This is a genomic window from Mesorhizobium sp. SARCC-RB16n (assembly GCF_008520305.1).
Classification (GTDB): domain Bacteria; phylum Pseudomonadota; class Alphaproteobacteria; order Rhizobiales; family Rhizobiaceae; genus Mesorhizobium.
Map to the genome: position 1 here is coordinate 1 of NZ_ML703314.1, position 8,956 is coordinate 8,956.

Here is an 8,956-nt window from a genome sequence, read left to right on the forward strand (position 1 = left end):
GCTAACGGGCCAGTTTCCATGCCGATCCTCTCGATCTCTCCGCCTTTCCCGGCCAGCCAGTCCGAGATGGCGTCAGGATCGGTTGGAACCTTTCCCTCCGCGACCTTCCGACCGTTCTCGTCGACCACGCAGATGGCGGTCTGTTCCATCGAGACATCCAGGGCTGCATACTTCGTCATGGCAGTTCTCCTTCCTGCGCTTCAGCGCTGACCGATTCATTCACATGGTGACATTGGGGAACTGCCGCTCGGATTACGAGAGGCGCCACCCGCGATTACGCTAAGTGGTGTAGCTCGGCGGTTACGAAGCCGCTCGCGTGCGCGCCGTTAGTAGCGCTGTAGATGCTATGGGCGGCGGCGAGCGTGTGGCACCCTCGGCGCTGTTGAGTAGCTACCTAAGGAGCGCCCCCATGTCACCATCCTTTGATGCAAGCAAATCCCTTACCACACTTGATCAGGACAGCACGTTGGTCGCAGTGATTGAGATGAGCCAGACAAAGTGGCTCATTGCTGCGACGGTCCCTGGCTTTGAACGTAATCCTCTCAAGAAGCTCGATGCCGACCCGGATTCGGTGCTCAGACTGTTCCGCTGGCGCAGCGAAGCCATCCAAGCCGGGCGCGAAGTCCGGCGCATCGTTGTCGCCTATGAGGCTGGACGCGACGGCTTTTGGTTGGCGCGCTGGCTCCAGGCGCACGCTGTCGAGGCTTATGTCATACATCCATCGAGCGTAGCGGTTTCCCGCGAACATCGGCGCGCCAAGACCGATCGCCTCGATACCGAACTGCTGATGCGCGCCTTTCTTGGCTGGCTGCGGGGCGAGAAGCGCCACTGCAGCATGGCAGCCATCCCAACCATCGATGAGGAGGAGGCCCGCCGTCCGAACCGTGAACGAGACAATCTCGTCCGCGAACGTACACGGATCGTCAACCGCATCAAGGCAATCCTCGCTCGCTTCGGCATTCGCGCCTTTAAACCCAATCTGCGCAAAGCTGCCGAGAAACTGGAGGCTCTGCATACGGCGGAAGGTATTCCGCTGCCGGAGCGAAGCCGAGCCGAGTTGCGCCGTAATCTCGGACGGCTTCATCTGTTGCGTGAACAAATCCATGAGATCGAACAGGAGCGGTTGCGGCAGCTCTCGGTCGTTCCGGACACGGAGAAGGGTCCGCTCGCAATGGTTCGCCTTCTTGCGCGGATCATCGGTGTCGGTATCGAGACTGCGGACATGCTGGTGAACGAGATACTCTCACGCGACCTGCGTGATCGGAGAGCCGTCGCTCGCTATGCCGGACTTACCGGGGCGCCGGATGAGAGCGGCCAACGCAGGCGCGAGAAAGGTCTTGCCAGGGCCGGCAACGCTCGCGTCCGCTACGGCATGATCCTTTTGGCTTGGCGGTTCCTCCAATTCCAAAAGGACAGCGCGCTGGCGCACTGGTTTTGCGCAAGAACGGCCGATGGCCGTGGCGGTACGCGCAAGACAATGATCGTGGCTTTGGCGCGCAAGCTACTGATTGCATTCTGGCGACTTGTCACGACCGGCGAGATCCCGACGGGAGTAGCCCTGCGTCCGGTATAAAGCATGGAGGAGCTGTTCGACAGGACGAGCATTGAAGTTTGGCAGCTGCAATAGCGTCTGCCGATAACGATCCGAGGTGGTGGTGATCCCGGTCACTCACATGGCTTATGACGCCGCGCTGTAGAATGGGCCCACCGCCCGGAGCTTCGCCGCCGATGCGTATGGCTGCATCATGGTTTTTGATCCGCGAGGATCAACCGCATACAAGCTTGTGGCGCTTTACGGCGCCTGATGGCGAGCTCCCCTCGGTTTGCAAGTTGTAGACCTCTACAAACAACACCTGCCGGCTCAATGTAACGCTGCCGCCGTGCTCGTGACCATCAAGGGCAAGTCGCTTCGCGATGGCCAAAGGCCACCCTTGACCGTCACTGCGCGCGGCGCCCCAATGGACCCGAAGCCAAAGCAGGAACAAATGGGCGCCACGGCTGAACAAGGAGACGGAACGACTGAAAGATCACGTTGACAAAGATCACCCCATACAAGCGAGTGAGCGGCGTGTCGGTGGTCATCGGCGCTTTCCGGTAGGGTTTGGTTGTTGACGCCAACCCATTTCGGAAGGACCACCGATGACCGACGACATGATGAACCTGCGCACGCTCGTGGAGAAGACCCCGGATGCCGATCTGCTGCGCGAGATGATCGGCTTTGCCGCCGAGCGGCTGATGGAAATGGAGGTGGGCGCGGCCACCGGCGCCGGCTATGGCGAGAAGAACCCGCTGCGGCTCGCCCAGCGCAACGGCTACCGCGACCGGGACTGGGAGACGCGGGCCGGCACGGTCGAGCTGCGCATCCCGAAGCTCAGGAAGGGAAGCTACTTCCCGGGTTTCCTCGAACCGCGCCGCATGGCCGAGAAGGCGCTGACCGCCGTCATCTAGGAAGCTTATGTGCAAGGCGTCTCGACCCGGTCGGTTGACAATCTGGCCAAGGCCATGGGGATCAGCGGCATCTCCAAGAGCCAAGTCTCGCGGCTATGGAGATCGACGGCAAGGTGAAGGCCTTCCTCGAGCGGCCGATCGAGGGCGATTGGCCATACCTGTGGATCGACGCCACTTACCTGAAGGTGCGCCGCGGTGGCGGATCGTCTCGGTCGCCGTCATCATCGCCGTCGGCGTCAACGCCGACGGCCGACGCGAGGTCCTGGGCATGGAGATTGGCACGTCGGGGGCCGAACCGATCTGGACGGAGTTCCTGCGCAAACTGACACGTCGCGGCCTGCGCGGCGTCAAGCTCGTCGTCTCCGATGCCCAAGAGATGCAATCCAGGGCGACGCTCCATCCTGTTTGCGGCTCTAAGATAGCCGGACACCCGACAATAGCGCGGCGATCTCGGCCTGACGCTTGGTGTCGGTTTTTGCCATAATAGATTTTGTGTGGGTCCGGACTGTCTCATACCCTAGGTCCAAGGCCTCGGCGATCTCTTTGGGTCCAAGACCACGCGAAAGCTGGATTGCGACAACCGCTTCCTGCGCCGTGAGCGCGAACAGGATCTGCAAGATTTTGGGGGCTGGGACCGGGCGATCCTCAAGATTGATGATTGTGGCGACTGCGACAGAATGAGAAAAGATTTCCGCAGGCATGCCGCGTAGACGCTGTGCCCTTACAACCAATGGCCTTCTTCCCGGCCTGGACAAACGGACTGGAGCCGATGCTATGGAATCTGCGATTGCAACCGAATGCACGACAGCCTTGATGTGGCTGCGCAATGCGACGCTTTCCTCGGGCCACCGCGATGTCAGTTCTCCCTGAACAAGGCGGATGTCCTGATCAAGAAAGCTCTCGCACAGCTTGTTCAAACGGGTGACGCGACCATGCCTGTCGTAGAAGGCACAAGCCGTATCCGCCACATCGAAGGCATCGCTCATGCCGTCGAGCCGCTCGAAAGAAACGCCTCGCATGATGTCAGCGGCCAGCGACAGCCGAGTTCGCATCCGGGAGAGAATATGCTCCTCTTCTCGGTCGAAAGGCACATCTCGGATTGTACGCTGAAGGCCTAACGACAAAAGAGTGTCACCACTTGTGAAGCCTATCATGGCAGAATATCTGAATCCGAAACGACCCAGGAAATCATTGTAGTAGCTCGACCTGCGAAAATCGTCTTCGGATGAAATATCGTGCTCGACCGCTACACCTTTCCTCAAAACGTGCGGTACACAACCGAAACGTATGTCTTGAAGATGCCACCCCTCTCGAAAGTAGGCCTCGAACGCCTCGCACAAACTCGGCGTTGCAGGCACTCCGGGTGAGAACTTGCCACGTAAGGGAAGTATGTGGGCGCCGAAGGATCCGCCTCGCAGATTCTTTCCAGGACCGAGTTCCAACGCTCCGGCGCGAGGGCAGCCTCAAGCACCTGATCCAGGGCATCATCGAGGAGGAGAGGGTTAATTTGCACGACAACCACTCCACGCTAGCGTGCGCAACTTACGCACTGACTACGGTTTAGGAAGCCCCTACGCGTCACCCAAATGGGTGATGCGTAAATTCGGGCGCGTTCTCGGCGCGCGCAAGACCGCCTGTGATTGCGCTGGCGTGTTGCAACTCGGCCTGGGAGGTCGGCTAAACGCCCATGTAGCTCGAACAAACTAGCTCAACTAGGGACCGCGACACATGGGCTGGTTGGGAGTGCAATCAGCCCCGTAACTCGACTGAAAATCTATCGACGAGACATATTCACCATCGTGGAGAAATAGCGAGGCGCGAGCTCGCTGTTGAGGATTCTGGAAGCCAACGCCGACTTTGTCGCGGCCTAACTTGTGAGGCTCCACTTCGGCGCAATACGAATAGCGCACTACCTGATCAGTCTGATTTCGCAAAACAAGCATGGTTCCGGAGCCTTGCCCTACGGTCTGGTTGTTGCCACACAACTCGTCGTTTATGGGGCAGCGGCCACGAATGTACCATCGCCAGTCGGCGACGTAATGCTGCAGGGGGAACGCTGCAAGAAAGAATGTGTAAAGCATTCCTTGGTGCCTGGCGGCCCACATTGACTACGGCATTTCCCCGTCGGCCACCCGCCACATTTTGCACTGCAGGTTTGTCTTCGCAGCCTGGCGCCAAGCTTGTCGACGAGCGTAGCGACGTGGTGCTGGTCGGCGACAGTGTCGGCATGGTGAACACCGGCAAGACAAATTGCGGTTCTGCATCATCCCCGTCAGAGCTCGCGCCAGAACCATCGATTGGACGGACGCTTCAACTGATGGCTGAACAGCGAATTTCCAGCAGGGGTTTCGTGTTCGACCGCAGCAGCAATCAGCGAAAAATTACGTGTGCCAGGCGCCGTTGTTGCCCTGATCCTGCCACTCTCCATAGGCATGTGCGCCAAGGAGAAATCCTCGCAACGTGTATCGAAAAGAGAGGCTCGGCCCAAATGAGCAGGGTGGTGCGCGCGGACGCGGCTTCCGTTTCGTCGGCGACATTCGCGCCGCTGGAGAGCCCCACCTTTCGTGCCATATGGCTCGCCGCACAGGTGTCGAGCCTGGGCTGGCTGATGCAGACCGTTGCGATCAGCTGGCTGATGGCAACCATCTCGACATCAGACGTGATGGTCGCCCTGGTGCAGACGTCCACGACGCTGCCCGTGTTCATTCTGTCGATCTTTGCCGGAGCCATTGCCGACAATTTCAGCCGTCGCAAGGTGATGGCGCTCGGCTGGTGCCTGATTGCGTTGTCATCGACGATGCTGACTGCTCTCGTGGGGCTCGGCTTTTACAATCCTTGGATGATCCTCGCATTCAGCTGTCTGGCCGGATGCGGCGCCGCTTTTACTGATCCGGCCTGGCATGCCTCGGTCGGCGACATCCTGCGAAAACGCGAAGTCCCGGCTGCAGTCACGCTGATCTCGGTCGGCTACAACGCCGTGCGAAGCATCGGTCCGGCGCTCGGCGGCATCGTCGTTGCCTCCTTTGGACCGTTGACGGCCTTTGCCGTGGCGACGCTGACCTATTTGACGATGCTGTGGGCCATAGGACGCTGCAAATGGAGTGGTCGCTCTTCGCCTCTTCCGCGCGAGCCCTTGACCACCGCCATTCATGACGGAGCGCGCTTCACGGCGCTGTCATCAGAGATCAAGGCGGCCATCGCGCGTGGGACGCTTTTTGGCCTGACAAGCATCTCGATCCTGGCGCTGCTGCCTCTTGTCGCCCGCGATCAGTTGGGGGGAGGGCCAATTGCTTATGGCATCCTGATGGCTGGCTTTGGGGCGGGCGCCTTGTGCGCCGGCATCTCCAATAACGTGCTTCGACGCTCGCTGTCACAGGAGCGGCTGACGACACTGGCGTGCATCTCTTGCGCGGCGTGCTGCCTTGCGCTTGCATTCACGCCCTCCCTGACGGTGGCGGCAATTGCCTTGACGTTTGGTGGCGCGGGCTGGGTCGTCACCTGGACGGGACTTGACGTCAGCGTGCAATTGTCGAGCCCACGCTGGGTCGTTGGTCGCACCCTGTCGATCTACTCTGCCCTCTCGTCGGGCGGCATTGCGGCCGGCAGTTGGTTATGGGGCCTGCTGGCCGAGAACTATTCGCTCACCCTGGCGCTGGAAAGCTCCGCCGGCGCTCTGTTGTTGGTCGCCGCCACCGGGTTGCTGCTGCCAATCCGTCAATGGAAAGAGACCGACCAGGATCCTTTTGGATTTGAAACGCCGCAGCTCGCCCTGGACCTGAAGTCAAGAAGCGGCCCGATCGTCGTCAAGATCGAATACGCGATATCGGAAGCGAATGTCGAAGCCTTCCTGGACCTGATGCGGGAACGCCGCCGGGTGCAAAGCGGCGTCGGTGCCCGGCACTGGAATGTTCAGCGCGATCTGCAGGAGCCATTGTTTTGGACAGAGACATTCCGCACCCCGACCTGGATGGATTATCTTCGCCTGAACCATCGCCTCACAGCGGCGGACAAGGAACTGGATCGGCACCTCCTCGAACTGCATGTGGGTGAGGTGCCACCTCGCACCAGGCTTTCGATCGAGCGTCCGACCGGAGCAAATCGCAGGCGTCATGAATCGACAGGCTTCTTTTTGCGGCGTTGATCTCATCGACGCCTCGGCAAGAGACATGACTGATGATCGAGCGCTGGATTCCGGGCCTCGACGCAATTGGCGGAGCCGATCATCCGCCCGTGAACTGGCGATCGGTACCAGGAGCACATGAGGCTGCCCGGCCCATTCCTGCTCCGGCAGGCCGGCACCGAACGGGAAGCGAAGAGCAAAGCAGCACCCGCCGCCGGAACCCATGGATCGCCCCTGCAGCTTGGCCGCGAGCTGAAGGATGCTGTGAACGGATAAGCAGCGTCGCTGTGCATCGTCAAAACGCTTGGGCCGCGCGCCTTTACAAGCGACAGGCCGCCGGAACTTTAGAGAGCTTCCTCACGCAAGAGATCGGCCGTCCTGGAGGACACGGGAAGCCAGCGAACAAGTTTATGTGGCTGGCTGAATACTGGAGGACGGTCGGCACCCGGCATCAAAAGACCGGAGGCGACCCGCTGTCGTCGAGGATGCGCCCTTCTGAAGGAGTGTTTTCGGCCTACCAGAGCTGTAAGTGTGGCAATTTCTCGCGGTTGTATGCGGCCAGGATTGTATTGTGCATCAACGTCATGATCGTCATCGGCCCAACGCCTCCGGGCACTGGTGTGATGGCTCTCGCCCTTTCCAGAGCGGCTTCGAAGTCCACATCGCCAAGAAGCCGTTTCTTGCCATCCAGAACCGCTCTCGTGGTTCCCACATCGATCACTGTCGCTCCGTGCTTGATCCAGTCTCCCTTGATCATTTCGGCCTGTCCAGCTGCCGCCACCACGATATCTGCTTGGCGCACCTTGTCAGCCAGGTTCCGCGTTCGAGAGTGCGCCATTGTCACGGTGCAGTTCGCCCCCAGCAATAGCTGTCCCATCGGTTTGCCGACCAGGATCGAACGGCCGATGACGATGGCATCGAGCCCCGTCAGGTCGCCCAACTGATCCCGCAGCAAATGCCGTCTACTGTAGTGTCAGCGTTCAAGTCTTCGATGAGCCCTAAGAGCTCCTCCTGACGCGTTTCCTCGGGGAGAATGTGCTCGAAACTGACCATGCCCAGTTCGCGGGTCTTGCGACCCTTGCTGCGGACGTAGATCTCGCTTGCCGGATCGCAGCCAACAAGGACGACCGCCAAGCCCGGCACGCGTCCGGTCCTTTCCGTAAAAGCTGGCAGAGCGGCCGTGATCCGTCCAGCAAGACCGTCGGCATAGGCTTTTCCATCGATGATTTTCGCGCGCATGTGGGTCCCTTCTCAAAGAAAGTGATCGGATTGTCCGCTGTGCCCAGGCGAACGGTGCATATCCCGTGTACTCCTCGGCCATGGTCTACCTCGAATCGCCAGTTGCGCCCGGTTCCGGCCTACGGCTGTTCCAAACGTTGCGTCAGAGTCCGAAATGTCCACTATCCCGACTTAGGTGGGGCTTGCCTGAACTTCGGCTCGCCGTCCGATGCGGTCCCTTGCGATGGTACCAAGAGGCGGATTTCACCTCGACCAGAGGCGGAATGTGGTTGGGGGGCCACAGTTTCGAGCGAGCAGGCGCCAAGCTGATGCGCTCAGCAACAGGTACCCCCTTCAACGCTCGCTCGGCGCGACCCCAGGCCGCCGATATTGCCGGCTTGAACTATAACGCTCCGCAACAAAAATGTAGCAGGGCACATATGGCTGTCACATATCAACCTCAATATGCTGAAGGCAAGCAGGAACCATCTTCATTCGGAAGGCCAAGGGAATGTCCAAGACCACAGACAAGTCCAGCGCACCCGAAACCATCGAATTTGCGGCAGCCGACGCTGGCAAGGCTGCCGATCAACTTCGCGTTGTCGCCGAAAAGGGCTTCGAGCAATCCAAAGAGGCTCTCGAAAAACTTGAATCGGGCGCCGAAGACGCCCAGAAGGCGCTCAGGTCGGCCACCGAAACCGCGAAGTCCGCCGGCAATGAGTTGTCACTGAAGCTGGTCGCCGCGTTGCGCGCCAATGCCGAAGCTGACTTTTCGCACCTCGAGGCTGTGGTCCGTGCGAAATCGCCGCCAGAAGTTTTTGAGTTGCTGACGACCTTCCTGCGCAAGCGCATCGAAATGGGTATCGAACAGGCCAATGACTTCCAGGCACTCGCTGCCAAGGCGGTGACTGAGGTTTCGAAGCCGGTCAACGATGCCTTCGAGAAGGCGCTGAAGGATCTCAAGGCCGCCTGATTTCAGGAGCCACAATAGGTGCAGGTCGGCATACTGGTCTCCTCCATTTTTCGGAGCACGATGCCGTGGACATGCGTCACGTCAGTGTCACGCTCGTTACCGAAAAACAACCTGCACTTCCACCGCCGGCCTTAAGCAGCGATCACTGCATTGTAAGACATCCCTGGACTAATGCATGTCGCCCGGAAGTGTCCTCG

5 protein-coding genes and 2 pseudogenes are annotated in these 8,956 nt (G+C 59.8%); 4 read left to right on the top strand and 3 right to left on the bottom strand.

Annotation, left to right across the window (positions count from 1 at the left end):
* The first annotated feature begins 409 nt into the window (after positions 1-409).
* Positions 410-1,573, top strand: coding sequence for an IS110 family RNA-guided transposase (locus C7I87_RS34515; protein ID WP_149908405.1), 1,164 nt, complete (start codon positions 410-412; stop codon positions 1,571-1,573).
* A gap of 365 nt (positions 1,574-1,938) precedes the next feature.
* On the opposite strand, the gene C7I87_RS35525 is transcribed toward C7I87_RS34515, so the two are convergent.
* Positions 1,939-2,082 carry a hypothetical protein gene (locus C7I87_RS35525; protein WP_188394117.1) on the bottom strand — a complete coding sequence of 48 codons (144 nt, stop codon included), beginning with the start codon at positions 2,080-2,082 and terminating at the stop codon, positions 1,939-1,941.
* A gap of 57 nt (positions 2,083-2,139) precedes the next feature.
* On the opposite strand from C7I87_RS35525, the pseudogene C7I87_RS34520 reads away from it, so the two are divergent.
* Positions 2,140-2,818: pseudogene (locus C7I87_RS34520) on the top strand (IS256 family transposase); the annotation flags it as partial.
* A 43-nt stretch (positions 2,819-2,861) separates the two neighbouring features.
* Here the strand turns inward: C7I87_RS34520 and C7I87_RS34525 are convergent.
* Positions 2,862-3,602: a helix-turn-helix transcriptional regulator gene (locus tag C7I87_RS34525; RefSeq protein ID WP_246696534.1), complete on the bottom strand. Its 741-nt coding sequence runs from the start codon at positions 3,600-3,602 to the stop codon at positions 2,862-2,864.
* 1,334 nt (positions 3,603-4,936) lie between these two features.
* Between C7I87_RS34525 and C7I87_RS34530 the strand changes: the two genes are divergently transcribed.
* Positions 4,937-6,589, top strand: coding sequence for an MFS transporter (locus C7I87_RS34530; RefSeq protein ID WP_149908421.1), 1,653 nt, complete (start codon positions 4,937-4,939; stop codon positions 6,587-6,589).
* Between the two features lie 493 nt (positions 6,590-7,082).
* Here C7I87_RS34530 and C7I87_RS34535 read toward each other — a convergent pair.
* A pseudogene (locus tag C7I87_RS34535) lies at positions 7,083-7,807 on the bottom strand (tetrahydrofolate dehydrogenase/cyclohydrolase catalytic domain-containing protein).
* A 490-nt stretch (positions 7,808-8,297) separates the two neighbouring features.
* Here C7I87_RS34535 and C7I87_RS34540 point away from each other — a divergent pair.
* Positions 8,298-8,759, top strand: a complete 462-nt coding sequence (locus C7I87_RS34540; RefSeq protein ID WP_149908406.1) for a phasin — start codon at positions 8,298-8,300, stop codon at positions 8,757-8,759.
* Positions 8,760-8,956 lie beyond the last annotated feature (197 nt).

Excerpts from the sequence above, each read along its gene's own strand:
- C7I87_RS34515 (WP_149908405.1), top strand. The coding sequence starts at position 410 with ATGTCACCATCCTTTGATGCAAGCAAATCCCTTACCACACTTGATCAG.
- C7I87_RS35525 (WP_188394117.1), bottom strand. The coding sequence starts at position 2,082 with ATGACCACCGACACGCCGCTCACTCGCTTGTATGGGGTGATCTTTGTC.
- C7I87_RS34525 (WP_246696534.1), bottom strand. The coding sequence starts at position 3,602 with ATGATAGGCTTCACAAGTGGTGACACTCTTTTGTCGTTAGGCCTTCAG.
- C7I87_RS34530 (WP_149908421.1), top strand. The coding sequence starts at position 4,937 with ATGAGCAGGGTGGTGCGCGCGGACGCGGCTTCCGTTTCGTCGGCGACA.
- C7I87_RS34540 (WP_149908406.1), top strand. The coding sequence starts at position 8,298 with ATGTCCAAGACCACAGACAAGTCCAGCGCACCCGAAACCATCGAATTT.